20 protein-coding genes, 4 tRNA genes and 1 pseudogene are annotated in these 26,230 nt (G+C 42.0%); 14 read left to right on the plus strand and 11 right to left on the minus strand.

The annotated features are described in order from the left end of the window. Positions 1-153 precede the first annotated feature (153 nt). The gene (locus tag ACU0NF_RS02630) at positions 154-831 is read left to right on the plus strand and encodes a DUF1345 domain-containing protein (protein WP_445660037.1); all 678 of its coding nucleotides are present in this window, start codon (positions 154-156) and stop codon (positions 829-831) included. A gap of 97 nt (positions 832-928) precedes the next feature. Here the strand turns inward: ACU0NF_RS02630 and ACU0NF_RS02635 are convergent, their stop codons facing one another. The 5 genes from ACU0NF_RS02635 to ACU0NF_RS02655 form a co-directional block, all read right to left on the minus strand. Beyond that, positions 929-1,786 (minus strand): alpha/beta fold hydrolase, encoded by an 858-nt coding sequence (locus tag ACU0NF_RS02635; RefSeq protein WP_370982720.1) that lies wholly within the window; start codon positions 1,784-1,786, stop codon positions 929-931. A gap of 289 nt (positions 1,787-2,075) precedes the next feature. Beyond that, a complete protein-coding gene (locus ACU0NF_RS02640; protein ID WP_445660038.1) occupies positions 2,076-3,329 on the minus strand; it encodes an OprD family outer membrane porin in 1,254 nt (417 codons plus the stop codon). A gap of 426 nt (positions 3,330-3,755) precedes the next feature. Continuing rightward, positions 3,756-4,775: a 4-hydroxy-2-oxovalerate aldolase gene (gene dmpG / locus ACU0NF_RS02645; RefSeq protein ID WP_131267208.1), complete on the minus strand. Its 1,020-nt coding sequence runs from the start codon at positions 4,773-4,775 to the stop codon at positions 3,756-3,758. Between the two features lie 10 nt (positions 4,776-4,785). Then, positions 4,786-5,700 carry an acetaldehyde dehydrogenase (acetylating) gene (locus tag ACU0NF_RS02650; protein ID WP_131384814.1) on the minus strand — a complete coding sequence of 305 codons (915 nt, stop codon included), beginning with the start codon at positions 5,698-5,700 and terminating at the stop codon, positions 4,786-4,788. Positions 5,701-5,725: 25 nt separating this feature from the next. Beyond that, entirely contained in the window at positions 5,726-6,523 is a 798-nt protein-coding gene (locus ACU0NF_RS02655) for a fumarylacetoacetate hydrolase family protein (RefSeq protein WP_131267210.1), read from the minus strand. Between the two features lie 439 nt (positions 6,524-6,962). Here ACU0NF_RS02655 and ACU0NF_RS02660 point away from each other — a divergent pair, with 439 nt between their 5' ends. Then, positions 6,963-7,358, plus strand: coding sequence for a hypothetical protein (locus ACU0NF_RS02660; protein ID WP_445660039.1), 396 nt, complete (start codon positions 6,963-6,965; stop codon positions 7,356-7,358). 69 nt (positions 7,359-7,427) lie between these two features. Here the strand turns inward: ACU0NF_RS02660 and ACU0NF_RS02665 are convergent, their stop codons facing one another. The 3 genes and pseudogenes from ACU0NF_RS02665 to ACU0NF_RS02675 all read right to left on the minus strand — a co-directional run bounded on the left by ACU0NF_RS02665 (position 7,428) and on the right by ACU0NF_RS02675 (position 9,733). Further along, positions 7,428-8,096: an HAD family hydrolase gene (locus ACU0NF_RS02665; protein WP_445660040.1), complete on the minus strand. Its 669-nt coding sequence runs from the start codon at positions 8,094-8,096 to the stop codon at positions 7,428-7,430. A 271-nt stretch (positions 8,097-8,367) separates the two neighbouring features. Next, positions 8,368-9,339: an RluA family pseudouridine synthase gene (locus tag ACU0NF_RS02670; RefSeq protein WP_445660041.1), complete on the minus strand. Its 972-nt coding sequence runs from the start codon at positions 9,337-9,339 to the stop codon at positions 8,368-8,370. Positions 9,340-9,394: 55 nt separating this feature from the next. Continuing rightward, positions 9,395-9,733 (minus strand): annotated as a pseudogene (locus ACU0NF_RS02675) (hypothetical protein). 362 nt (positions 9,734-10,095) lie between these two features. Here ACU0NF_RS02675 and ACU0NF_RS02680 point away from each other — a divergent pair. From ACU0NF_RS02680 to ACU0NF_RS02705, 6 genes are all read left to right on the plus strand, one after another. After that, the gene (locus ACU0NF_RS02680) at positions 10,096-13,521 is read left to right on the plus strand and encodes an Rne/Rng family ribonuclease (RefSeq protein WP_445660042.1); all 3,426 of its coding nucleotides are present in this window, start codon (positions 10,096-10,098) and stop codon (positions 13,519-13,521) included. A gap of 174 nt (positions 13,522-13,695) precedes the next feature. Next, the gene (locus ACU0NF_RS02685; protein WP_445660043.1) at positions 13,696-15,537 is read left to right on the plus strand and encodes a long-chain-acyl-CoA synthetase; all 1,842 of its coding nucleotides are present in this window, start codon (positions 13,696-13,698) and stop codon (positions 15,535-15,537) included. Between the two features lie 193 nt (positions 15,538-15,730). Continuing rightward, positions 15,731-15,806, plus strand: a tRNA-Lys gene (locus tag ACU0NF_RS02690). Positions 15,807-15,823: 17 nt separating this feature from the next. Beyond that, positions 15,824-15,899 (plus strand) — tRNA-Lys (locus ACU0NF_RS02695). Between the two features lie 65 nt (positions 15,900-15,964). Further along, a tRNA-Lys gene (locus ACU0NF_RS02700) sits at positions 15,965-16,040 on the plus strand. Between the two features lie 154 nt (positions 16,041-16,194). Continuing rightward, positions 16,195-16,270, plus strand: a tRNA-Lys gene (locus ACU0NF_RS02705). A gap of 48 nt (positions 16,271-16,318) precedes the next feature. Here ACU0NF_RS02705 and ACU0NF_RS02710 read toward each other — a convergent pair. Next, the gene (locus ACU0NF_RS02710) at positions 16,319-16,954 is read right to left on the minus strand and encodes a hypothetical protein (protein ID WP_445660044.1); all 636 of its coding nucleotides are present in this window, start codon (positions 16,952-16,954) and stop codon (positions 16,319-16,321) included. 317 nt (positions 16,955-17,271) lie between these two features. On the opposite strand from ACU0NF_RS02710, the gene ACU0NF_RS02715 reads away from it, so the two are divergent. Continuing rightward, positions 17,272-17,538: a PspC domain-containing protein gene (locus ACU0NF_RS02715; protein WP_445660045.1), complete on the plus strand. Its 267-nt coding sequence runs from the start codon at positions 17,272-17,274 to the stop codon at positions 17,536-17,538. Positions 17,539-17,620: 82 nt separating this feature from the next. Here ACU0NF_RS02715 and ACU0NF_RS02720 read toward each other — a convergent pair whose 3' ends face one another. Next, a complete protein-coding gene (locus ACU0NF_RS02720; protein WP_445660046.1) occupies positions 17,621-18,721 on the minus strand; it encodes an HPP family protein in 1,101 nt (366 codons plus the stop codon). A 272-nt stretch (positions 18,722-18,993) separates the two neighbouring features. After that, positions 18,994-19,800, minus strand: coding sequence for a transglutaminase-like domain-containing protein (locus ACU0NF_RS02725; RefSeq protein WP_445660047.1), 807 nt, complete (start codon positions 19,798-19,800; stop codon positions 18,994-18,996). Between the two features lie 326 nt (positions 19,801-20,126). Between ACU0NF_RS02725 and glyQ the strand changes: the two genes are divergently transcribed. The 5 genes from glyQ (at position 20,127) to ACU0NF_RS02750 (ending at position 26,208) form a co-directional block, all read left to right on the plus strand. After that, on the plus strand, positions 20,127-21,110 hold the full coding sequence (gene glyQ / locus ACU0NF_RS02730; RefSeq protein ID WP_445660048.1) for a glycine--tRNA ligase subunit alpha: 984 nt from the start codon (positions 20,127-20,129) through the stop codon (positions 21,108-21,110). Beyond that, the gene (gene glyS / locus ACU0NF_RS02735; protein WP_445660049.1) at positions 21,110-23,179 is read left to right on the plus strand and encodes a glycine--tRNA ligase subunit beta; all 2,070 of its coding nucleotides are present in this window, start codon (positions 21,110-21,112) and stop codon (positions 23,177-23,179) included. The genes glyQ and glyS overlap by 1 nt, the downstream gene beginning before the upstream one ends. A 97-nt stretch (positions 23,180-23,276) precedes the next feature. Beyond that, entirely contained in the window at positions 23,277-25,058 is a 1,782-nt protein-coding gene (locus tag ACU0NF_RS02740) for an AAA family ATPase (RefSeq protein ID WP_131316121.1), read from the plus strand. Positions 25,059-25,116: 58 nt separating this feature from the next. Continuing rightward, the gene (locus ACU0NF_RS02745; RefSeq protein WP_445660050.1) at positions 25,117-25,506 is read left to right on the plus strand and encodes a hypothetical protein; all 390 of its coding nucleotides are present in this window, start codon (positions 25,117-25,119) and stop codon (positions 25,504-25,506) included. 369 nt (positions 25,507-25,875) lie between these two features. Next, entirely contained in the window at positions 25,876-26,208 is a 333-nt protein-coding gene (locus ACU0NF_RS02750) for a hypothetical protein (RefSeq protein WP_445660051.1), read from the plus strand. Positions 26,209-26,230 lie beyond the last annotated feature (22 nt).

The raw sequence follows: 26,230 nt of genomic DNA on the forward strand, positions 1-26,230 counted from the left end.
CTCATGATGGGAAATAACGTATAACTTATATTTTTGTCATTTATAAAAATATCTCATAATCAAAAAATTACAACTTAAGTCTAATAAGTGCAGCACAATCTTTTTAAAATATTTGTAAAAAATAATAACCAAATAACGACTATAGGCAAGATTATGCAAATTCAGCCGTTGCACCGGATAAAAGCCGGTGTCCGATATCACCCCTATTTCTTTTTTATCTTCCCGGCAATCGCTGTTTTCTATTATTTTTTTCATTTGCTCAGCCCATGGAGCTGGTCTACCTGTCTTTTAATCAGCTGGAATATCGCGATCTATGGCTATTTATTCTTAACCCTAAGAAAATTGTGGCGTACAGAGCACGACCATATTTTGCAGCGCGCGCAACAACAGGATGCCAGCAAATGGCTGATTCTATTTTTAGTGATTCTGACCTTGATCATCTGCTTCATTGCCATCGTGATTGAAATTAATCATTTGCCCAAAAATTCTGCCATTCCAATCGGTCAGTTAAGCTTGTCCATCCTGACCCTGATTGCGGCCTGGTTTTTTATGCATACCATCTTTGCCATTCATTATGCCCATGACTTTTATCTGGCATTGGAAAAAGACAATGATGGCGGCCTGGATTTCCCCAAGACATCACACCCCACTTATCCGGATTTTATTTATTTTAGTTACGTGGTCGGAACCTCGGCGCAAACTGCAGATGTATCTACCACTTCACGCCCTATGCGGGTGTTACTTACTTTACACCTGCTATTAGCGTATGGATTTAATACCACTATTTTAGCCATCAGTATTAATGTTGCGGCTAACTTTATTAGTCCTTAACTATATAGTCCTTGATTGTAAGTCTTTAATCCTTAATTAAAGGCATAAAAAAAGGATGACTGTGGTCATCCTTTTTCATTTTATTTAGGCAGCTGGATTAAACACCACGAGCTGTTAAATAATTTTTAATTACAGTGTTGAATTCTTCAGATTTTTCAACTTGAGACCAGTGACCACATTGGCTGAAGATATGTGCATCAGCATGTGGAACAATGTTCAAGATATCCCATGAACGGGACACAGGAATCACCACGTCTTGTACGCCATGAATCAAAAGTACAGGAACCTTAATTTCTTTCATTTTTTCGAAATCAAGCGGGAATTCGAAACGGTCGCGGTCACGTGCGCCAACCACATCCATCAAACGGTTTGATGCGTAGTCATTTGCTGCAGAATCAAAACGTACTTTCACCAGTTCATCGGTAATCAAGTCTTTGTTCACGACAAACATAGACAAGGTTTTCTTGATCCCTTCTTCGGTAAGCACTGGATTTGCATGCGCTTTAAGTGCAGCAGTCTGTTTCGCACCGCCCGTACCCATAGACACGATACCCAAAACACGCTCAGGGTAATCCAGTGCCATCTGGAATGCTAACCAGCCACCCAAAGAGTTACCCACCAACCAGGTTTTTTCGATACCCAAAGCATCTAAAGTACGCACGGCATGATCAACCCAGGCGCGGATACCATAAGCAGTACCTGGTGCAACCACACTTTGGCCATAACCGATGGTGTCAATTGCGATACAGCGTGCTTGCTCACCAATTTGTGGCAAGTTTAACCACCAGTTTGCAGCAGCAGATACGCCTGTACCTGAACCGTGTAAAAATAGAATAGGTGTACCTTCACCAATTTCGTGGTAATGCGTCAACTCGCCTTCAGCGGTTTCAATCCATTTGTCTTCTAAGCCAAAGAATGGATCTGTTTGATAGTCAGGGATTTGAACAGTGCTCATATTGATTCCTCTTACAGTCTTTAGCTTGCGTGTCCCTCTATTACAAGAATTCGACGTCAAGTTGACTCATTAAAATGACTTTTTACAGCTTTATATTAACCGCTCAAGACCTGCAAACTGATACAAAATTACGATCACACCCTATAAAAAAACGATTATTTATGTATTTGTTTTTATTCAATTAAAATAAAAGCATCGCCATAATTTTCTTAAGGTATTTCAAGCCAGAATATTCCGGACTCAAAAAAAGAGCGACTGATCAACAGCCGCTCTTTTTTGATTCAATGATTTAGAACTTGTAGGTATAGGTGGTCGCTACACGATATTCCTTAAGGTCAGTTTTATAATCGAAGTCAGCATCGATATACATGGCCTGGAAGCCTAAACCTTTCAACTTACCTTCAGGCACCGTGTAGTTCACGATTAGATTTAGCTCATCTGAATCCTGGTTTTCCTTGCCATTTGTGTCAGCATCAAAGCCCATCATGTACACCGCAGTAGCATTCAAACCTTTTGCACCCAGTTCAGAGAAGTCATAACCGTAAGTTAAGCCTACTGATTTCTCATCAACAGCAGTGAAGGTCGCAACACCCCAGTTTACAAGGTAAGGCTGTGGCACCCAGCCGCCCAATGTAGGGAATGCTGAATCACCAAACATTTGCTGATAACCCAAACCTACTGTATGCGCACCATGGTTAAGTTTAGTGCCTAGTGATAAAGCTTGGTTATCAATGTCGCCATATAATTTGTTGCCTGATTCTGAGTTATCAAAGTAACGTGCATGGCTGGTGAGTTTGGTTTTTTCACCTAATGTTGTGCTGTGATTTAAACCCACATAGTGTTGCTGGTAAATATCTTGAACATTTGCATACCAGTAGCTCGCACCAATCTCTTTATTGAATTGATGATCTACTCCGGCAATCCACATTCCATCAGAAGCTTCACCATTATCGTAATACTTTTTGCCCTTAGCAGGTGCAAACAAGGTTAAGTCACGGAACTGATTATCATAGCGGTTATTGATCTTATCAATATAAGCCAAAGTCAGTTTGGTATCTTTAATGTCTTTAGATTCTAACCACGCACCGCTGAAAGTCGTCAGCAACTGACGCGATGGATCGAAGACCAATACTGGAGATACCGGTAACAACTCACCCACTTTTAATTCGGTTTGCGAAACTTTGGCTTTTAAGGTTGCGCCCACTTTACCGAAGTTGTCTTTTGACTCTTTACCGTCATGCGGTAAAACGAAGTCGGCATTTTTATCACGGCCATTCAATTTAAATGCGTGCTGTACCAAAAGGTCTGCACCCACTTGAATACCGCCACCTATATCCTGATAACCGGATTTTGCATCCAGAGTAATGCCTTGTGACCATGAACCCCAGTTATTTTGTGGAAGATCCGCATACTGACGGTCTAAATAAAAGTTTTTAAATTTTAATTGGACTTGGCTATCGTCGATAAATTCTGCATTCGTTGCAGTTGTACCTAATGCTAGAGTCGCAGCACAGATGGCTTTCCATAAAGTTTGACGACGCATGGCCTATTCCCAGTAATCAAATTAAGCTATGACGCCATCATGCTCAACAATACAGCCAAAAAAAATCAGACCAGAGTATTAAGATTCAGGGCATTCATCCGGCTTTTTTGTTTTTTAAGATTCGCCATCAATTCTTGTTAAGAACTTTAAACAATAAGATATTTACGCTTTATTTTATGGCATTATTTTTAAGCCCTTGTTGCAGTGCTTATTTTTAAGAAAATTTGACTTTTTGGGATGTAATTTTTTTTTATTAATCGTTTTTAGGTTTAAGCAGCTTTTAAAGCTTCTTAAATAATTGATTGTTTTGATATATTTTAAATATCATATGATCTTTTTTATCTATAAATACAAATGCTTAGCCATAAAAAAAGCACCCTGAACAGGGCGCTTTTTTAAAACTTAATTGAAAAGAAGATTTTAAAATTAAGCTTGAGCTTCTTTGGCTTTAGACATGGTCAATGCCAAGTCTTCGATCATGTCTTCCTGACCGCCTACTGTGCCACGGCGGCCCAATTCCATCAGAATTTCACGAGCAGAGACACCATATTTCGCTTCAGCACGTTTAGCAAACAACAGGAACGATGAGTAAACACCGGCATAACCTAAAGTTGCTGCATCACGGTCGGCACGAATCGGTTGCTGCATCATTGGAACAATCAGTTCTTCAGCAATATCCTGAACTTTGAACAAGTCTACGCCTGTTTCCATTTGCATACGGTTAGCAACCGCAACAAACAATTCAAGTGGCGTATTACCTGCGCCTGCGCCTAAACCGGCAGAAGCCAAATCGACACGGGTTGCACCGGCTTGAACCGCTGAAACAGAGTTAGCAACGCCCATACCCAAGTTATGGTGACCGTGGAAACCGATTTCGATCTCTGAACCCAGGTTGGCACGTAAAATACCCACGCGGTCAGTCACGTCATTCGGCAACATATAACCCGCAGAGTCAGTGACGTAGATACAGTTTGCACCGTATGACACCATTTTTTGCGCTTCTTCCAGAAGTTTTTCTGGAGCCGCCATGTGCGCCATCATCAAGAAGCCCACAGTGTCCATGCCAAGTTTACGCGCAGCAGTAATGTGCTGTTCAGAAACGTCAGCTTCAGTAGAGTGCGTTGCCACACGAATGGTTGCTACACCTACATCGTGCGCCATTTTCAAGTGGTCAACCGTACCAATACCCGGAATTAAAAGCGCAGATACTTTGGCTTGTTTAAGCTTTGGAATAACCGCTGATAAATATTCTTCATCTGTCGCAGCTGCAAAACCGTAGTTCACAGAGTTACCGCCTAAACCGTCACCATGTGTCACTTCGATTAAAGGTACACCCGCATCATCAAGTGCAGTTGCAATTGCAACCATTTGCTCTGGTGTAGTTTGATGGCGCATTGGGTGCATACCATCACGTAACGTCATATCATTAATAATAATTTTTGACATGGTCTGCTCCTTAAGCTTCTGCTTCAGCTTGCGCTGCTTGGTTCGCGATGAGACGTTCTGCAAACATTTCTGCAGTACGTGCAGCAGCTGCAGTCATAATGTCCAGGTTACCGGCATATTTAGGCAAGTAATCACCCAAACCTTCCACTTCGAGGAACATTGAAACACGGTTACCGTCAAATACTGGACCATTTACAAGTTTGTAACCTGGTACGTATTTTTGAACTTCCTTGATCATGGCATGCACAGATGCTGTGATGGCAGCCTGATCCGGCGTACCTTCAACAAGACAGTGTACAGTGTCACGCATCATCAGTGGTGGCTCAGCAGGGTTGATAATGATGATGGCTTTACCTTGTTTCGCGCCACCCACCTGCTCGATTGCACCGGCAGTGGTACGTGTAAATTCATCAATGTTTTTACGTGTACCCGGACCCACCGATTTAGTTGATACTGTTGCGATGATTTCACCATAGTTCACAGGTTGAACACGTGAAATCGCTGCCACCATAGGAATGGTTGCCTGACCGCCACATGTCACCATGTTTACGTTTGGCAATTCACCCTGTTCAAGCAAAGCTTCCAGGTTTACCGGCGGTACGCAGAATGGACCAATCGCTGCAGGCGTCAAGTCAATCATCTGTACGCCAAGCTCATTTAACTTGCGGCTATTTTCAGCATGTACATAAGCAGAAGTTGCATCAAAAGCAATTTGAATATTGTCTGCTAAAACGTGCGGCAATAAACCGTCTACGCCTTCAGCAGTGGTTTTTAAACCCATTTTCGCTGCACGCGCCAAACCTTCAGAGGTTGGGTCAATCCCCACCATCCATACAGGTTCTAAAACTTCACTACGTTGAAGTTTGTAAAGCAAATCTGTACCGATATTACCCGGACCGATTAATGCACATTTAATCTTTTTCATTAACGTACTCTCTTAAAATACAGACTTATTCAGCAGCAAATGCAGCAACAACAGAACCAAAGCCTTCAATTTCAACTTTGAATTCATCACCCGGATGTGCAACAACCATAGGACCCAATGCACCGGTCAATACGATGTCACCAGCAAGAAGTGGACGACCACGGCGAACCATTTCATCCGCCAACCAAACAGCAGCGTTGAGTGGGTTTGCAAGGCAGGCTTTACCTACACCAGTCGATACCACTTCATCACCACGGGTCATGGTCATTTTGCAGTTCACCAAATCCAGGTTTTCAAGTTTCACCGGTTTTGAGCCCAAAACAAAAGCTGCTGAAGATGCGTTATCGGCAACGGTATCAATCAAGGAAATTTTCCAGTTTTCGATACGGCTATCTACTACTTCTACCGCTGGCAAGGCATATTCAGTCGCACTGATAATGTCTGCATAGGTATGATGTTCTTGGGTCAGATCTTTATTGATGATTAATGCGATTTCTGCTTCAACTTTAGGCTGAATCAATAGACCTGCCGGGATAGCTTCGCCATCACCATAAGACATGTCTGCAAACAACATACCAAAGTCAGGCTGATCTACACCGAGTTGAGCTTGTACAACTTTTGAAGTCAAACCGATTTTGCGGCCAACTAAACGACGTCCTTCGCCTAGGGCACGTTGGGTATTTAATTCTTGAACTGCATAGGCAATATCTACATCTGCACTTTCACCACCCAGTTGCGGGCGAATCGGTGCAATCGCAGTTTGTGACAACTCAGCTTCTCTAAGCGCTAAGGCGACTGATTCAACAACAGCAGAATTCGACATCAATGTTTCCTTAAACTGCAAAAAATTGGACTTATACCGTGATCGATGGAAATGGAATGAACAATCAGAAAAATTCTATGCAAATGATCAAACGCATCAGCAAATGGGTGCTGCCCATCTTGGGAAAACGTGTATATGTATAAACTGATTTAGAATCTGAAAAATGCGCTTTTTATGCCAATACTTATTTTATTTTTTACAATAGCTATTACCTATAAAAGGAATTCTACTTTTTTGAGTGATACAAAGCACTTAGCCTAGATATTGCATGATATCCGAGTCAGCAGCTCTGCAATACAGGTGATTCATTTTAACAATCAATCCCGTCTACGACTAAAAGATGAGACGATCCTTACATTTTGAGTAAAAACGATATATTCACTTCTCAATCAACATGATATTTTTAAATAATTAAAAACAAGGACTTAAGATATTAGCAATGAAAATTAAAACACTGGTATTGATGGCTTTACTGGGCACCTTATGTAGTACAAGCTTTGCACAAAGTTATCAAAACCAACTTAAAAACAAGTATCTCATTTTAAATGGTGCAAGTTGTGCCGGACTTAAATTTAATCCTCAAGCGACCGCTGCTGCTTGGCAAAATGAAATGGACTGTAGTCGTGGCGACTCCAATACCGATGCATGGCGCATTACCTGGATTACACCCGAGATTTTTATGATGACTGAAGTCATTCGTCCCAATGAAATTTCACCGCCGCGTAATGATCTTTATAAAATCATGAGTATTGAAAATAAAACCGTCACTGTAGTCAATTACTGGACCGGTTGGGGCAACCACGAACCTGATCTGCAAAAATTTAGAATAAAATAAGTCAATTTAGAATTGAATACGTATAAAAAAGGGTGATTTGAAATCACCCTTTTGAGCATTCGAGATCTCTTAAACTGCCTGTTTCAAATTCACCTGATTTAATAATAGCTGGTGCAGACTTGCGACATCCTCTGCAATGGCAATTGGCTTATATTGAGCCAGAGTTTCAGGTGTATGCACCCCATAACTCACCCCAATACGTGGCATGGCAATGTTCTGTGCCATTTCCAGGTCATAGGACGTATCACCGACCATAATCGCATTTTCAGCATTGACACCGGTAAGGTGCAAAATTTCGGCAAGCATCAGTGGATCAGGTTTGGATTTGGTTTCACTTGCTGCACGGGTCACGACAAAAAGCTCATGACTCTGGGTTTGAGTTAATACCCGGTCCAAACCTTTACGGCTTTTTCCGGTTGCCACTGCAAGTTTGATGCCTTCAGCTTTTAATGTGTGCAGCATTTCAGCCACACCTTCAAACCATGCGTCACTTTTCGAGTTTTCAACATAGTGGGTTGCATAGCATTGCAAAATATCAGCGTGCAATTCCGGCACCTCCGGAAATAACACTTGCGCGACTTCCGGCAATCCCAAACCAATAATACTTTTTGCAGCTGCTTCGGTTAAAGGTTGCTGATATTCTTTGGCAGCAAACTGCAGGCTTTCCACAATCTGCCCGACTGAATCAAATAAAGTACCATCCCAATCAAAGATAATAAGTTCCACAGGTTGTTGCATAAATAAATTCCAGTATTTGATTCATGGTGAATAATAACTTGAAATTAACCTCTCCTAAAAAGCGAGGGATTTTCTATTATTTTTCAAGCTCAAGGAATGAACTAAATATTGTGAGATATGTTTAACCAAATTTAATTTATTCCTCTCATTCACTATCGTGACATACCCTCTCCTTTTAGGAGAGGGTTAGGGAGAGGTCAAAGCTATTCGTCCATATTCTTGAGTAACGGGATTACTCATCAAATAGACCCGCCACTCTAGAGAAGAGCATTCAGTCTTCGTCACGATCCGTTAAAGCCGATTCTTTATCTTTCTTCTGCGCTCTTAACTGTGCCACCAGACTCTGCATATCTTCAGGCAATGGCGCTTCAATAGTTTCATAACCCGGAATTTCCAGACGCATTGCATGCAAGCATAAGCGACGTGCTTTCGGACCTTTGTAGGCAGTTTCATGACCATATTTTTCATCGCCAATTAAAGGATGACCAATACTTAAACCATGCACACGAATCTGATGGGTACGACCTGAAAGCGGTGAGGCATATACAAGCGTTGCATGCATAAAGCGTTCAGCCACATTCCACTGGGTTTTAGACTCTTTACCTTCTTTAGAGACACATACACGGCGCTCGCCATTGGCAAGCTCATAACGGTGTAAAGGTGCATCAATCAGTTGACGATCGATCGCGACATTGCCTTTCACAATCGCTGCATAGGTTTTTTTGATCTTATGTTCACGCAGCAAATCTTGCAGGGTTTTTAAGGTACTGCGTTTTTTACTGATCATCACCAGGCCGGAAGTATCACGGTCAATACGGTGAATCAGTTCCAGATACTTCTTCCCGGTTGCTGCGCGTAAGCCTTCAATCAGACCATACGCCACACCACTGCCCCCATGTACGGCAATACCTGAAGGTTTATTCACCACCATGAGACCTTCATCTTCATAAATCACACGGCTGAGCAGACTTTGAGCCACTTTGTCCGACACTGGAACTGGCGTTTCATCTTTCGGCTCATAACGAATGGGCGCAACACGAATCTGGTCACCAATGGCCAGTTTGGTTTCCGCTTTGATACGCTTTTTATTGACCCGAACCTGTCCTTCACGCATCAAACGGTAAATACGACTTTTAGGCACGCCTTTAAGTCGGGAAAATAAAAAATTATCGATGCGCTGGCCTGATTGATGCTCGTCCACTTCAAACCAAGTGACACTTTGCCATTCTTGCGTAGAATTCATACAGTTACGATGACCCAAAAAAATACTAAAATTGATTAAAAACTGATCACTTAGGCTATGCTTTACACAAGAAACATAAGCTTAACCCATAGGCAGATGATGCAAGGTTTGATATAGTCAGCGCACGGATACCACCGTTAGTGTGAAAAAATTTAATCACTTCAATATTTTTGAAGCTGAATATTAAATTTGACTATTCACATTAAACACGGAAAGGTCCCTAAAGAATATGCCGACGCCGAAGGCTTATTATATCGGCAAAAAAGCAAACTGTTGCGTTTAATTGTACTTATGTACATAAATCAGTCTGCCCTAAAAAATATGTCGCCAACTTAAAGTTGGTTTTTAAACGTAAACTGATACACATCAGATTAGTCGCACCCTGAAGTCGCATTCAGGCTACAACGTTGATGCATTGGATCTGCACATAAAGCAAAGATACGATGATAATTCCGTATCAAGACGCTCTATCTTAATGGAAGGGATGATCTTCAAGCTACGTGACAGTGAAAGTTACTCACATCTAATGCACCGTTTGTCCGCCAGTGAAGCGTTCAGGTGACTTTAATCGTTTAAGGATTGAAGCCGTATTGCCATCATCGATACGTGAATCAAAAACCGAAGCCCAAAAAAAGGCCGGTAAAAAAGCTCAGACCACAAGCGTTTATTTGAGATCTGGGTATTGATCCGTAATGTGTGATGTTCGCTACGTGAATAGCGATGTTTTGTTGTGTATCACTATTAGGTGTTACACCCATGAAACGTATGTTGATTAATGCAACACATGCCGAAGAGATTCGCGTTGCACTTGTCACTGGTCAGCGTCTTTACGATTTTGATTTAGAAAATCGTACCCGTGAACAAAAGAAATCCAATATCTATAAAGGTCACGTGACTCGCGTTGAACCTTCTCTAGAAGCTGTATTTGTTGAGTATGGTGCAGGTCGTCAAGGCTTCCTGTCTATGCGTGAAATCGCAAACTCATATTACAAGGCAGACCCTCGCCAAACTTCGAATATCCGCGAACTGATCACTGAAGGCACAGAACTTCTTGTTCAGGTGGAAAAAGAAGAACGTGGCAATAAAGGTGCTGCCCTTTCTACCTTTATCTCGCTTGCCGGTCGTTATTTGGTGCTTATGCCAAACAACCCTAAAGGTGGCGGTATCAGTCGTCAAATTTCAGGTTCAGTTCGTGAAGAATTGAAAGAAATGTTGTCGTCACTCAATATTCCGCGTGGCATGAGCGTGATTGTTCGTACTGCCGGTATTGGTCGTTCACAAGAAGAATTGCAACTTGACTTGCAACACCTGATGGATCTTTGGGCACAAATCCAAACCACAGCAAGTTCTGGTCCTTCACCAATGCTGGTGCATCAGGAAGCGGGCGTGGTTACTCGTGCCATTCGTGACTATTTACGTGATGATGTTGCAGAAATTTTAATTGACTCTGAGCAAGCCTATACCGAAGCTTATAACTTCGTGAAAGCCGTGATGCCGCGCCAGTTAGAAAAGCTTAAAACCTATACCTTAAATGAGCCGCTATTTGCTCACTTTGCCATTGAAAGCCAAATTCAAACAGCTTATGAACGTGAAGTAAAACTTCCTTCTGGCGGTTCAATCGTGATCGACCAAACCGAAGCTTTAGTGTCAATCGACATTAACTCAGCGAAATCGACCCGTGGTCATGATGTTGAAGACACCGCTTTAAATACCAACTTGGAAGCTGCTGAAGAAATTGCACGTCAACTGCGTTTACGTGATATTGGTGGTTTGGTGGTGATCGACTTTATCGACATGACCAAAGACCGTAACCAGCGTATGGTTGAAGCCAAACTTCGTGAAGCCACTCAAAGTGACCGCGCACGTATCCAGTTCGGTCAATTGTCTCGTTTTGGCTTGATGGAAATGAGCCGTCAACGTCTGCGTCCTTCTCTTGAAGAAGCGACTGGCTACGTTTGCCCACGCTGTCATGGTACCGGCATGGTACGTGACCTGCGCTCTTTATCCCTTTCAATCATGCGTAAAGTGGAAGAAATTGCACTGCGTGAACGTCAAGGTGAAGTTCAGGTCGAAGTTCCGGTTGAAATCGCAGCATTCATGTTGAATGAAAAGCGTCATACGCTGGTGTATTTAGAACAAACTTCAAATGTCCGTGTAACCGTGTTGCCCCATCCGCACTTGGAAACACCGCATTATGAAATTACTTATAATGCTGAAGGTTTTGCACCAACCAGCTATGAACGTACTGAAGCAACACGTTCAAGCGAAAAAGAGCTGGGTTATGAATCTTCTGAATGGCATTTGGAAGGTGAGCAACAAGCTCAAGCTGCTGCACAGGCACCTGCTCAGCAACAGGCTAAAAACCAGAACAACAAGCCACAACGTCGTCCACAACAAGTGGCTCAAGACGTACAGCAACCACAACCAGCTCAAGTTGCGCCTGCTGCTCAAGCTTCAGCAAGCCCATGTGCATGGCTAGAAAACCTGTTTGTGCAAAAGCAAGCTAAAACAGTTGATCAGGCACGTACTGCAAACAATGCTGCTGCTGCCATTGAACAAATGGTCAATGGTGGTGCTGTAAGCCGTGGTCAATTCGGTCAGGTTGCGACATCTGCACCTGCTGCAACTGCACCAGTTGCAACTGCAAACAATGCTTACTTAACGCCAAATGCACCTGTAACACCAAAACAGGAACAGCGTGAAATTGCGGACAAGTATTCTGATCGAGAAGAAAAAGCGCAACGTCACAATAAAAAGCGTAACAAGCCTAAAGAGCAACGTGAACAAGTTCAGCACGACAATCAACAAAATCAAGTGCATGAAGAAATTGTTCAGGTTCCTCGTCATGAGCAACGCCAAGAGCCGCGTCATGAAGCACGTCAAGAACAGCGCGAGCCACGTCAAGATCAGCGTGACAACAAGCGTCCGACTCGACGTCAACACGTTGAACAACAAGCCTCTGAAACTCAACCAGAGCAAAATGCTGTTCCACGTCGTGACCGCAATAGCCCGCAACGTCCAAATCGTCCAAATCGCCACCGCGATCAAAGCGTATTGAACGAACAGGCTGCTCCTCAGCAAGCCATTGCTGCTCCAGTAGTGAACGAACAACAGCCTAAAGTCGAAGTGATTGATACACCTCGTCAGGAAGTTATTCCAACTGCATTGGTGGTAAATGTCGATCAGGCGAAAAGTGAAATTGTGGCGTTAAATGCATCAGCAACTGTTGTTGAAGCACCAATCGCGCAAACTGCACCTGTCGCTGTAGCAGAAATCAAAGCAGCTGTGGTTGAGAAACCTGTTGCTGCGAAGGAAGAAAAACCTGCTGCAACGCCTGAAACCCGCGAGCCACAGCAACCGCGTTCTGCTGACCAACGTGCCAGCAACGATCCGCGTATGCGCCGTCGTCAAAAACGTGAAGCTCAGGCCAAACAGGCTCAAGCTCCAAAATTGAACCCATCTCAGGTTCCAACTTTGGGTCAATATACCGTTGGCAGCCTCATTCGCCACGTCTATGGTGAAGATTGTTCAGTACTGATTGAGCAATTTGGTTTAATCCCGACGTTCAACCGCGCATTGGTGAAATTCACTGAGCAATATGCGGCAACTCTCGTGCGTCAGGCAACTGAAGCGGAAGCACCAGCACAACCGGTTACCCGTGATGTTGCTGTAACCAAAGCGGCACCAGAGGCAGAACCGGCACCCGTGTTGGACTTGACCCCACCGGCTGCTGTTTCAGACAATCGTGTTGCCAATGATCCACGTGAGCGTCGCCGTTTGGCAAAACTTGCTGCGGAACAGGCTTTAGAGCAAGCCAAAAAGGCACAACATAGCGAACCTGAAGCTGCAAAAGAAGTTGTTGAAACAACAGCGACTGAAGCTGCTCCGGTTAAACAAGCAGAAGCTGTGATTGAGCAAGCACCCGTAGCGGAAGTGACTGAAGTCACAGCCGCTCCAGAAGTGGTTGCCGAGCCAGTCAAGCAAGCTAAAGCTGCTCCTGTTGAAAAGGCAGCAAAGCCAAAACCTGCCCCGACAGAGGTCGCTCAAGACGTGCAGGCACTGGCTGAGCCAAAAGCGGATACGGACACCCCGGATGCTGACGATGACGCAGACAAACCTGTCCGTCCCCGTCGCCCTCGCGGTCGCCCTCCAAAGAAAGTAACTCCTGCAAATGAGACATAATTAGCTCTAATGCAGCGAATAAAAAAAACCTAGTCATTTCGGTGACTAGGTTTTTTTTGATACTTTTGTCAAATTAGGTTGATTGCACTAGGATTAAACGATTAAAAAGACACCTGTACAGATGACCGCAAACAAATAGACATATTGGATTATGAAAAAATAAATAGGATTCTTATGAACCACAACACACAGAGCGATCTTATTGGTCTTGCTGATGTCGCAGCAAAATTACCCAAATTTATGAGCAAAGTCCCTCATCTATTGAGTGGTCTGAAACAAGCCTATTTACGCACATCCAACACACCTGCGGGCTTGGGCATTGCCTTTGAAAAAGCAGTCAAACGCAATCCTCACGGTACAGCGCTATTATTCGAAGATCAAAAATTCAGTTATCAAGAACTGAATGAATGGGCCAACCAAATCGGGCACTTTTATCTGTCGCTTGGCGCACGTAAAGGCGATGTCATTGCCGTAATGGTGGAAAACCGCCCTGAACTGGTGGCAACAGTGGTGGCTTTGGCGAAAATTGGCGTGACTTCAGCTTTGGTCAACACCTCGCAAACCGCTAAGGCACTGACGCATAGCATTAACCTGGTTAAACCGATTGCAGTTATTGTCGGTGAAGAATGCCGTCATGCTGTGGAAGAAGTGCGCCTAGACTTAACAGTTGCAGCAGATCGTTTTCACTGGTTTGCAGATCAGTCCACTCGAATGGATGCAGGTACAGCACCGAAAGACTGGGCAAATCTTGCAGATAAAATCGATCATTTTCCCAAATTCAACACACCGACCACGCATAGCATTCAAGGTAAAGACGGTTTATTTTATATCTATACCTCGGGTACCACCGGTTTACCCAAAGCGGTCATTTTCACGCATAGCCGCTGGACTTTGGCCTATGGCACCTATGGGCATGTGTTAAACCTGACTAAAGACGATGTCATGTACGTGACCTTGCCGCTCTATCATGCGACAGGCATTGTAGTCTGTTGGTGCGGTGTCATTGCCGGTAGTGCCACACTGGCCTTACGACGCAAATATTCCACCTCTGCTTTCTGGAAAGATGTGCAAAAATTTGATGTCTCGGCAATTGGCTATGTCGGTGAATTATGCCGTTACCTCATGGATGCGCCTGTATCTGAACTGGAACACGGTCATCGTGTCAAAAAGATGATTGGTAATGGCATGCGCCCGAATATCTGGGACAAATTCAAGCAGCGTTTTGGGGTAGAAGAAATTCTTGAGCTGTATGCTTCAAGCGAAGGCAATGTCGGTTTCAGTAACGTGTTTAACTTTGACAACACCGTCGGCTTTTCCCCTACTCCCTATGCCATTGTTGAGTTTGATAAAGAAAGCAATGCACCGGTGAAAGATGCCAAAGGCTGGTGCAAGAAGGTTAAAAAAGGTGAAGTCGGTTTATTGATTGGTAAAATTACTCGTCGCTCACCTTTTGATGGCTATACCGACCCGGAAAAGAATCAATCCGTGATTATGAAAGACGTGTTTAAATCGGGTGATGCCTTCTTTAACACCGGCGACCTGGTACGCGATATCGGCTTCCGTCATGCCCAATTTGTGGACCGCCTGGGTGATACATTCCGCTGGAAAGGTGAAAATGTATCGACCACTGAAGTGGAAAATGCAGTCAGTGAATATGAAAAAATTGCTGAAGCTGTGGTTTATGGCGTAGAAATCCCCAATACCAACGGTCGTGCCGGTATGGCAGCAATTACGCTTGCAGAGGGTACAGAATTAACAGCACAAGATTTAAAGCAAATGGCAACCGAGTTTAAAAAATGCTTGCCTGCTTATGCTGTTCCTGTGTTCTTGCGTGTTCAAATACAGGTCGAAACTACCGGTACGTTTAAGTACCAAAAGAACAAGTTAAAAGAGCAGGCTTTTGATCCCAGCAAAAATGATGAACGCTTGTTGGTTTTACTGCCGAATGCCGCGGAATATTGTGATTTAACAGTCGAAATATTCAACAATATTCAAGCTTATCAGTACCGTTTCTAACCCAAACCGTATGTTTTTTGAGTAGATATAGCAAATTTGTTGCATTTATAATCAAACATCAACAAGTTTGCTATTTTTTACTTGCGCTCGTTTGATAACTTGCTACAATACGCCCATCAAAACGAAGTGGTGTTTAGAAAATTCTTTTATTTTCTTACACTGTGCATCCAAGCAATGCTTGAATGTTGGTTGAGGGCCGTTAGCTCAGTTGGTAGAGCAGTGGACTTTTAATCCATTGGTCCCGCGTTCGAGTCGCGGACGGCCCACCACTTATTTTGATTATCTTGGGCCGTTAGCTCAGTTGGTAGAGCAGTGGACTTTTAATCCATTGGTCCCGCGTTCGAGTCGCGGACGGCCCACCAAGATTCTAAAGAGCTTCTCTACAGGGAAGCTTTTTTACTTCTCAGATATTTTCTTCTGAAAATATGGGCCGTTAGCTCAGTTGGTAGAGCAGTGGACTTTTAATCCATTGGTCCCGCGTTCGAGTCGCGGACGGCCCACCATATCTTTCTTAAGGCTTCTTTCTGTACTACAATAGAAACGAAACCTGCAAATATTCCGACCAAGACAAACCATACCCCTTTCGGTAGATTCGCCATTCTCGAAATTTTGCTTCATCTTGTAATTCATTTAAAACAGAGTTTTTAAATGCATTCTGGGTTGTTAGCTCAGTTGGTAGAGCAGTAGACTCTTAATCTATTGGTCGAGGGTTCGAGCCCCTCACAACCCACCAAATTTAATGATCATAATTGCAATAAATTTCAATTTTTTTGCTTAAATTTTAGGATTCGCTGGGTTTTACTGGAGTACTTTCTTTGACTAAGCGATAGGCCTGCTGAGGAAATGGATTACCATCAGCAAAATATTGTTCGTTTCGCTCCGATGCATGGGCAATTTTATCTAAATCCATGACCAGGTTCTGGTCTTGATCGATGTTATAAAAGAAATCGACCCCATTCGATCGATGCACAATCACTTGATGATGTGCGGAATCATAAGACCAATAATCCTGACGACGGTAAAGGTTCGAAGCAAAGGTAATTTTGCCAAAATGAATAATAGTGCGATATGCCCTGCCATCCTGCAATAAATTAATAACCAGATCGGCAGTTCCCTCTTTGCATTTCATCAAAGGATCACTACAGCTAATCGCACTACGATAACGCCCCACATAGGGCTCCGCACTTTCTGGAATTTTTTCCCAGGTCTCGGTTGTGTTATCCACTGGCGGCAGTGTGGCCTGCCCGGCTACCTGGGTCAGTTTGTTGCCTTCAGTATCTGGACTGCTAGAGTTGACTGCCTGATTTTCCAATTCCATTTGTTCAGCCACAGGCTCTTCTAGTGGCTGATTACAGCCCACAAGCCCCAATAAAACAGCCACAAGCATACATTTACGATAATCTGTTTTTAGAAACACCCACTTACCCCTAAATTTTAGATTTTCTTTGTTTCGTTGTGCATTCAATTATTTATTAGATAAGTTATCTGGTTTTATTCTCATTTCCCTATAAGACAGTTCAGATATTGAGTTGATTTGCATTGATATAAATCAACATTCTTAAGATATAAGCTAAATATAGCTTATAACGCACTCTGGTAAATAAGGCATAGCCAGTTACATAACTTAACGATTTACTATTCCCCATTACTTTAAAAAGTCTTTTTCATCACCATTTTCTAATTATGGATAAGTTGTTTTAACTTCATATCTTTTCTAATTTCAAGGAGACCTAGATGGCCAATGTTGGTTTATATCGCTCTAACCGACAGAACATGATTGCAGGTGTGATGGGTGGTATTGCTGAACGATTTGGTTGGAATGCAAATTTACTCCGCATTATATTTGTCATTGTTTCTATTATGAGCGCAGCATTTCCAGGGATTTTAGTCTATCTGGTTTTATGGCTGATTATGCCTAAAAAAAAGTTTCAAATAGATGTTGGCTCAGGCTATCAGAATCCAGTTCGTACGGTAAATCGGGACTCGAATCCATACCGTTAAAACTTTAACTGTGAACAGTTTAGCGTTTTATGCTACGGCTCTTACCCCAATGAGCCGTAGCTTTTTTTTGCCTGATTTTGCCTTATACAGCAACATTCAACTGCTGGTTCAATGCCGCAATCATATCGGCACGGCTAATAATCCCGACCATTTTCTGCTTTTCCACTACTGGAATGTAGTTAAATGAACGTTCCACAAAATACGGCACCAAATCCTGAATCGGTTGCTCCGCTTTTACCGTAACCACTTGACGCACCATAATGTCTTTAACCTGACGCTGCCATGTGGTTCTTAAATCGGTCGCACGCTTAAACCATTCCACCACTTCATACAAAGCCAGTGTTCCCACCAATTGATGCTGATCATCGATCACAGGCAGGCTCATTAAATTCATGTGCTTGAATTTATCCAAAGCCGAATGGATATCATCGTTTTCATTCAGGCTAATGACATCTTTGGTCATAATGTCCTGACACTTAAACTGGCTCACTCCCCTCGCATTGGCTTTTTCCTGCGCTGCTAAAATAATTTTTTGTAAGTCATATTCACTGATATCTAACAGCTCGGTTTGCTGATCCAGAGTGGCTTGAATATCTTGCGGTTGAATCGTGACTTTTTGGGTCGGCGTCGGGTCTTTAGAACGCTGATTGATTTGCGCAACTTGCGGATACTGTTTGCCCAGCAAGCGATTAAACAAGATCGCAATCATCAGCAATAAAAGTGAATTCAATAAAACCGGATAGAAAATAAAGTTGTATCCCAGCTGATGTACTGCCTCGCCGCCCAAAACTGCAGTAATGGCCACTGCCCCACTGGGTGGATGCAGGGAATCTGTAGTCATCATTAAGACAATCGAGAGGCCCACCGCAACACTAAAGGCTTCCGTCAAGTTAGGGATATACATTGCACAGGTCACGCCAATAATGCCTGCAATACTATTTCCGACCACCATATTCCACGGTTGAGCCAATGGACTGGCAGGTACGGCAAACAGCAACACCGATGATGCACCCATTGGCGCGATATACCAGGCATTGATATCGCCCAATACCCACCAGCTGATCAGCGATGAAAGTGCAAGTCCCAGCAATGCGCCTATGCCACACAGCAGGCGGTCTTTGAGCGGCAGGACTTTGAAATTGGGTTTTAAGGTATTGAGCCATTCAAGTTGCGGATGAAACACAGCATGCCTTTTTTTATTTTCGAATTGAAGCTGTGAATTATAGAATGATGCTGTGCGAAGATGTATTCATTTTATATCTTTTTATTATCAATTTTTTGATGATTCTCCAAGTAAAAATGTCCCCCCATTATTTGGAGCAGTGATGACGATTTTGCAAAAGTTGTAATACATTATCCACGGCGTTTTAACCCACGGCACGATCCTCGGTTGACGCTATACATTGCTTTAAAATCATTATAGTGAGTGACACTTTTAATCCCTTTTAAGGATGACTAGTCATCCAGCTGATCGCTAATTATCGGCTCAATTTTTATCAGCTCAATCTCGCCATAGTAGGTTGAAAACGCAACATCTCCGGCATCAATACCGGTGGCAATACGAACCATATTTTCAACAGGCGCCAGTCGCGTCGGGTCAAACAACACCCATCCGCCATCTAGATAGGCTTCAAAAATCGCGTGAAAATCGGGTAGAAATTTTTCAATTTCGACATAACCAACCACCATGCGTGCCGGAATGCCTAAAGCACGACACAGCGCAATGCCCAAATGGGCAAAATCACGGCACACCCCCGCGCGGTGAATAAGTACATCTGTCGCTGTATTAAATTGATCCGAGCTGCCAGAAACATAAAAAATATTGTTATAAATCCACTGTTCAATGGCTTTGACTCTAGTATAGCCCGGCTCCATCCAGGCAAATGAGCGGTTTGCCATGTCGACCAGCAGGTCTGAATTACAATAGCGACTAGCCAATAAATAAGGCAGCACTTCATCGGGTAAATCGGAAACAACCACTTCATTCAGATTTTGCTGAAGATCGACATTGATGGCAGGATGACGTTCAACTGTCGCGCTATAGTTGACTTCAAAATGGTCACAAGGTTCGACATGCAGGCGAATATGACGGTTTTGATGGCTTGAATCTTGAAATTCGCGCCATGCGATGGGTGGATTAAATGTCAGTTGTTCTTCAATAATCGTTTGATCAGGATGATGGGCAACTTGTATCAGAAAAACAAATTCTGTGGCTTGAACAATCTTGTATTTTAAATGGCACTGAATTTTACAAGTTGTCATGATCTTCCTTATTTTTAAGCATTATTTTACTGTATGCAGATTAAACCAGTTTCATGCAAACAATCGTATAAGATCAGTTTATCTTTATCACAATTTCATTGATCTGCTGAAATAGAGGAATGCAATCTATCCGATTTATTGTTGGTTTTTAGATCAGCATAAAGTACTCATAAAAGACCAAATTGCACGGCTGAAATAGAGGACTGTGATCTTTTCAGGGCATTGTGGTTTTTTTCAAAAAAGTATCGATGCATTAACCCTTTGCCACTCCCCTGCAAAGTCCTTATAATTGAGCACAATTTTTCTCTAATTTTAAGTGGATGACCATGAGTCGCGCCATATCGCATATTGATACCTTCCAAGGCTTAATTCTTGCCTTACAAACTTACTGGGCGGAGCAAGGCTGCGTCATTTTGCAACCTTATGATATGGAAATGGGCGCAGGCACATTCCACACTGCAACCTTCCTTCGCGCACTTGGCCCTGAAACATGGAACGCAGCTTACGTTCAGCCATCACGCCGTCCGAAAGATGGTCGTTATGGTGAAAACCCGAACCGTCTGCAACACTACTACCAATTCCAGGTGGTGCTTAAGCCAAACCCGGACAACATCCAGCAGCTTTATCTTGATTCATTAAAAGCGATTGGTATTGATCCTTTAGTTCACGACATTCGTTTCGTAGAAGACAACTGGGAATCTCCAACATTAGGTGCTTGGGGTCTTGGTTGGGAAGTTTGGCTCAATGGCATGGAAGTGACGCAGTTCACTTACTTCCAGCAAGTCGGTGGTGTTGAGTGCTACCCAGTGACTGGTGAAATCACTTACGGTCTTGAACGTCTTGCAATGTACTTGCAGGGTGTAGACTCTGTTTATGATCTGGTGTGGACCAAAGGTCAATTCGGTACGGTAACGTATGGTGATGTATTCCACCAAAATGAAGTGGAACAATCGACCTATAACTTCGAATATGCCAACGTTGAAAAAATGTTTGAATTGTTCGATTTCTATGAAGCTGAAGCAACGCGTTTGATCGAAGCGAAACTTCCACTTCCTGCATATGAGCAAGTCGTGAAAGCATCACACAGCTTCAACTTATTGGATGCGCGTGGCGCGATTTCTGTGACTGAACGTCAACGTTACATTTTACGTGTACGTACATTAGCCCGTTCAATTGCACAAAGCTATGTGGCTGCACGTGCGGAACTTGGTTTCCCAATGGCTGAACCTGCATTACGTGATGAAGTGTTAGCACAGTTAAAAGCACAAGTTGAAGCAGAAGCGAAAGAAGCCCACAAGGAGAGCAAATAATGTCTAAACATACCGTTTTGTTCGAATTGGGTTGTGAAGAACTTCCACCAAAAAGCCTGAAAAAATTACGTGATGCCTTACATGCAGAAACCGTAAAAGGCTTAAAAGATGCAGGCCTTGCTTTTGATACCATCGAAGCTTATGCAGCACCACGCCGTTTAGCATTGAAAATCGTTAATGTTGAAGGCGCACAAGCCGACACGCAAAAACGTTTTGACGGCCCTGCAAAACAAGCAGCTTTTGATGCTGAAGGTAACCCGACTAAAGCTTTAGAAGGCTTTATGCGTGGTCAAGGCATCACGGTTGATCAAATCTCGACTTTCCAAGCGGGTAAAGTTGAAAAAGTTTGCTATTTGAAAGACGTAAAAGGTCAAAGCCTTGACGTTTTACTACCACAAATTTTACAAACTGCCTTGGACAACTTGCCAATCGCAAAACGCATGCGTTCTGCGGTAAGCCGTACTGAATTCGTACGTCCTGTAAAATGGGTGGTGTTGTTAAAAGACAACGATGTGGTTGATGCAACCATTCAAGATCACAAAGCAGGTAACGTGACTTTTGGTCACCGTTTCCATGCACCTGAAGCGATCACACTTAACCATGCTGACGAATACTTAAGCAAGCTTAAAGCAGCGCACGTTGTGGCTTCATTTGAAGAGCGTCAAGTAATCATCGACCAACAAGTCAAAGCATTGGCTGATGAAGTGAATGCGATTGCGATTGTGCCTGCGGATCTTCGTGACGAAGTGACTGCATTGGTTGAATGGCCTGTTGCGTTACGTGCAAGCTTTGAAGAACGCTTCCTTGCTGTTCCTCAAGAAGCATTGATCACCACCATGCAGGACAACCAAAAGTACTTCTGTTTAGTAAATGCAGACAACAAACTGCAACCGTACTTCATTACTGTGTCTAACATCGAGTCGAAAGACCCGACACAAATCATTGAAGGTAATGAGAAAGTGGTTCGTCCACGTTTGTCTGATGCTGAATTCTTCTTCTTGCAAGATCAAAAGCAACCGCTTGCATCGCGTAAAGAAAAGCTTGCAAACATGGTCTTCCAGGCAGAATTGGGTACGCTTTGGAACAAATCGACTCGTATTGCAAAACTCGCTGTAGCACTTGCGCCAATTACTGGTGCTGCGCCTTCTGACGCTGAAAAAGCTGCGCTTCTTGCAAAATGCGACTTAACTTCTGAATTGGTGGGTGAATTCCCTGAACTTCAAGGGATTGCGGGTACTTACTACGCACGCATTGAAGGCGAAAATGATGAAGTGGCTGAGTCTTTAGGTGAGCAGTATTTACCTAAATTCGCGGGTGACGTTTTACCTAAAACCAAAACAGGTACAACCATTGCCCTTGCCGACCGTTTAGATACGCTCACCGGTATTTTCGGGATCGGTCAAGCACCTACAGGTTCTAAAGATCCATTTGCACTTCGTCGTTCTGCGATTGGTATTTTGCGTCTAGTCACTGAAAACGAGCTTGATGTATCAATTGAAGATTTGATCAAGTTAGCACTTGTTGCGTATGGCGATGTATTGAAAGATCACGACAAGACTTTAAATGATGCTGTTGCATTCTTAGAAGGCCGTTATCGTGCCAAATACGAAGACCAAGGTGTCGCGGTTGACGTGATTCAAGCCGTTCAAGCGTTGTCACCAAAATCTCCACTTGATTTTGACAAACGTGTAACTGCGGTAAATCACTTCCGCGACTTGCCGGAAGCTGCTGCACTTGCTGCTGCAAACAAACGTGTTGCCAACATTCTTGCCAAAGAAGCAGAGCCTACAGGCGCTGTTGTTGAAGCAAACCTGGTTGAAGATGCTGAAAAAGCATTGTTCGCTGTACTTGCTAAAATCACACCTGAAGTTGAGCCGTTATTTGCTGCTAAAGATTACACTGCTGCATTGTCTGCTTTAGCTGCGCTTCGTGCGCCAGTGGATGCATTCTTTGATGGTGTAATGGTCATGGCAGATGATGCTGATTTGAAAGCAAACCGTTTACGTTTACTTGCTCAGTTACGTGGCTTGTTTACCAGTGTTGCGGATATTTCTGTATTGCAGCACTAAGTCTTAAATTATTGTAATTTAAGCAAAACCCCGCTATAAGTTAGTGGGGTTTTTATTTACCCCTATAAAAGATATAAAATATTGTAGGGGGATAACAATGAGTGTAATTATTAAAGAACTGAAAATAAAAAATTTTAGATCATGTATAGAGTCACATGTAATTTTAAATAATTTTACTGCTCTTATTGGTTATAACAATGCTGGAAAATCTAATCTTATTCTTGCTATTAAATTTTTACTTGAAGGCACTATAAAAACTTTTAATTATTCAACTAATGCTAATAATTTAGAAGAACCTATTGAAGTATCAGGTATATTTGAAAATGTAAAAGAAGAATTTTTGACACTATTAGATACCGATCATGCTAATAAATTGCGACCTTTCATTTTTGATGAACAATTACAATTTAAACGCACAACGTACCTCACTGATAAACAAAAAATTGAAGTAAAATTATTTAATGGTGAAGTTTGGAAACCTATTGCTTCAGGTATTGAGCAATCAATAATAAAAATATTTCCGAAATTTATTCATATTGAAGCAATGTCAGATGCACAAAAAGACTCAACTAAAAACACAAGCGGCACAGCTATATCTAAACTTTTAGATCTAATTTCTTTAGAAATTCAAGAAAACTACCAGAAACAATTTAGCAATAGTCTATCTGCTGTGTCAGATTTATTATCACATAATGGAGAACAAAGAATATCTGCATTATCTGAGGTAGATACAGGTATAAATAATATTCTTAACAACTTTTTCCCAGATATATCAGTCAAACTTCATTTTCCTACACCGACCATTGATGAGATTTTTAAAAATGGAACTATAAAGATTTTTGAAGATCAAAGTACTGAAAGGGATTTTTCTAATTTTGGACATGGAACACAGCGCTCAATTCAAATGGCGTTAATTCGCTATTTAGCAAATGTACAGCAAAATACTCCTACTTTAAAAAGATCAAATACTATTATTTGTATCGATGAACCAGAATTATATTTACATCCAACAACTATTGAATTAGTTCGTGATGCTTTGATGTTTCTAAGCAATTCAGGTTTTCAAATCGTATTTTCAACCCACTCAGCAAGTTTATTATCATCGGAGCAGGCTATTAATGCTTTGCAAATTTTCAAAACACAGCAGTCAGGCACACAAGCTAGAAAACCGATATCACAGATAATTAATGAACTGAATAATCGATATCCAAGCCAGTTCAATGAAGTATTTAAATTAAATAATGCTTCCCAAATTTTCTTTAGTGATGAAGTACTTTTAGTTGAAGGTAAAACTGAATTACGTGTCCTACCCAATATTTTTTCAAAAATTAAAAATACCCCATTTCATTTAATGAAGTTAGCATTAGTATCTGCTGATAGTAAAACTAGCCTATTCCCCATACAAAAAGTACTGAATTCACTAGGAATTCCCTCAAGAATTCTAACCGATTTAGATTTTATTGGTAATTGTAGTGATTGGGATTTAATAGACGAAAGTAATTCAATATATTTTGAAGAATTTAGAAAGCTATTAGAAGCAAATAAAGACCATCCTGAATTAAGTTTAAATACAGATCACGTAAAGGATTGTTCGTCTTTAAAACAGATAGGAGCAAAAAAATTTAGATTCATTGCATCCCTTCCTAATGCTCTTCCTATTATTCAAAATATTCACAATTCGTTGAAAGAAAAAAATATCTATATTTGGAAGAATGGTGATATCGAATCTGTATATGGATTTACTTCAAAAAAAGAAGCTGAATGGAAAAAATTCAATTCGGCATTAATAAGTAATGAAAATCCAATAGAAAATTTAGTGCATGATTTCAAACAACTTCAAGATGCTATTGAATGGATAAATTCAACCAAACAAATATAGGCATTTTACGTTCAATTTCATATACTCGAACTAACAACACTCAACAAGAAAGAATCATATGAAATTTAAAGCTCTTATTTTGACTGGTCTTGCGGGTATTGCTCTTTCAGCGTGTACTTCTGCACCAAAAATCCCACAACTTGAAACGGGTGTATTACAGGAAGTCCAAAACCTGGAAGTCTATCCGGACACGGCCAACAACAAAGCAAAACTGACTAAATTCCCTGGAAAATGCGTAATTGAATTTACCGGCAACCTGGAAGCAGGAAAATCGGTAGAACAATGGGCATTCAAAGGCTTAACCCTTATTTCAGGCGGCTCAGCAACTTTTGCTAAAGATGGTACAAGTACAGCAAATAACTTTGACCTGAATGCGCCAGAAGTGCAAAAAAACTTCCTTGCATTACGTAATCATTTTCATGAAGATGCTTTAGCGCAATGTAACTGATCCCTCTCGGAATCACTGACTCAACATTGATTCGGTGATTCTTCTCCCCTCTTTCATATAAAATCATCCATTGTTTGAATTTTCAGTCAAATACCGTTTATCGATATTTAATTTAAAATGTCACATATCAATACTTTGTATCCAAGCTCAATTCTGTTTTTTGAAAAATAATTAAAATTCAAAAATTAAAAAATGACAGCTAAAAAATCGCGTTCACATACCCTTCCAAATTGTTCATTCGATGTTATTAAAACGTTTGAATTTATGCTCAAGTTAATGATTTACCTATTAAACCGAATATGATGTTTGAGTCTGAGAACTCGACCTCCATCGGTTTTTTCATATAGGATAAATCGCGCTATGAAAAACATGAAACTAAGATTGACCGCAGCGATCCTTTTAAGCACTTCTTTCGTTTTTGCAAATACTGCCGTACAGGCGGCGAAGGATGCGAAAGCAGAACCCAGTACCCAAAAAGTCGATAAGGCTGGAGAAAAAGGTAGCAATAAAACTCAAGCTGGCAAAAGCACTTCAGGAAATAGTAAATACTCGGCCAGTGAAGAACGTCAAAGCAACGATGAGCTAAGTTCACATCCCAGCAATATGGATATCAATGGCAAAACCCATGCTGAGTTGAATAATCTGGCGGGAAGACCGCATGCACCCTCTTCCGATGAAGTCCTAGTTGCTGATGAAAACTAGAATCCTGTGTTTAAGCCCTATA

Source organism: Acinetobacter sp. F16 (genome assembly GCF_052712855.1).

What these genes read in the sequence shown, in the direction of transcription:
- ACU0NF_RS02630 (WP_445660037.1), top strand. Translation starts at nt 154, where the DNA reads ATGCAAATTCAGCCGTTGCACCGGATAAAAGCCGGTGTCCGATATCAC.
- ACU0NF_RS02635 (WP_370982720.1), bottom strand. Translation starts at nt 1,786, where the DNA reads ATGAGCACTGTTCAAATCCCTGACTATCAAACAGATCCATTCTTTGGC.
- ACU0NF_RS02640 (WP_445660038.1), bottom strand. Translation starts at nt 3,329, where the DNA reads ATGCGTCGTCAAACTTTATGGAAAGCCATCTGTGCTGCGACTCTAGCA.
- dmpG (WP_131267208.1), bottom strand. Translation starts at nt 4,775, where the DNA reads ATGTCAAAAATTATTATTAATGATATGACGTTACGTGATGGTATGCAC.
- ACU0NF_RS02650 (WP_131384814.1), bottom strand. Translation starts at nt 5,700, where the DNA reads ATGAAAAAGATTAAATGTGCATTAATCGGTCCGGGTAATATCGGTACA.
- ACU0NF_RS02655 (WP_131267210.1), bottom strand. Translation starts at nt 6,523, where the DNA reads ATGTCGAATTCTGCTGTTGTTGAATCAGTCGCCTTAGCGCTTAGAGAA.
- ACU0NF_RS02660 (WP_445660039.1), top strand. Translation starts at nt 6,963, where the DNA reads ATGAAAATTAAAACACTGGTATTGATGGCTTTACTGGGCACCTTATGT.
- ACU0NF_RS02665 (WP_445660040.1), bottom strand. Translation starts at nt 8,096, where the DNA reads ATGCAACAACCTGTGGAACTTATTATCTTTGATTGGGATGGTACTTTA.
- ACU0NF_RS02670 (WP_445660041.1), bottom strand. Translation starts at nt 9,339, where the DNA reads ATGAATTCTACGCAAGAATGGCAAAGTGTCACTTGGTTTGAAGTGGAC.
- ACU0NF_RS02680 (WP_445660042.1), top strand. Translation starts at nt 10,096, where the DNA reads ATGAAACGTATGTTGATTAATGCAACACATGCCGAAGAGATTCGCGTT.
- ACU0NF_RS02685 (WP_445660043.1), top strand. Translation starts at nt 13,696, where the DNA reads ATGAACCACAACACACAGAGCGATCTTATTGGTCTTGCTGATGTCGCA.
- ACU0NF_RS02715 (WP_445660045.1), top strand. Translation starts at nt 17,272, where the DNA reads ATGGCCAATGTTGGTTTATATCGCTCTAACCGACAGAACATGATTGCA.
- ACU0NF_RS02725 (WP_445660047.1), bottom strand. Translation starts at nt 19,800, where the DNA reads ATGACAACTTGTAAAATTCAGTGCCATTTAAAATACAAGATTGTTCAA.
- glyQ (WP_445660048.1), top strand. Translation starts at nt 20,127, where the DNA reads ATGAGTCGCGCCATATCGCATATTGATACCTTCCAAGGCTTAATTCTT.
- glyS (WP_445660049.1), top strand. Translation starts at nt 21,110, where the DNA reads ATGTCTAAACATACCGTTTTGTTCGAATTGGGTTGTGAAGAACTTCCA.
- ACU0NF_RS02740 (WP_131316121.1), top strand. Translation starts at nt 23,277, where the DNA reads ATGAGTGTAATTATTAAAGAACTGAAAATAAAAAATTTTAGATCATGT.
- ACU0NF_RS02745 (WP_445660050.1), top strand. Translation starts at nt 25,117, where the DNA reads ATGAAATTTAAAGCTCTTATTTTGACTGGTCTTGCGGGTATTGCTCTT.
- ACU0NF_RS02750 (WP_445660051.1), top strand. Translation starts at nt 25,876, where the DNA reads ATGAAACTAAGATTGACCGCAGCGATCCTTTTAAGCACTTCTTTCGTT.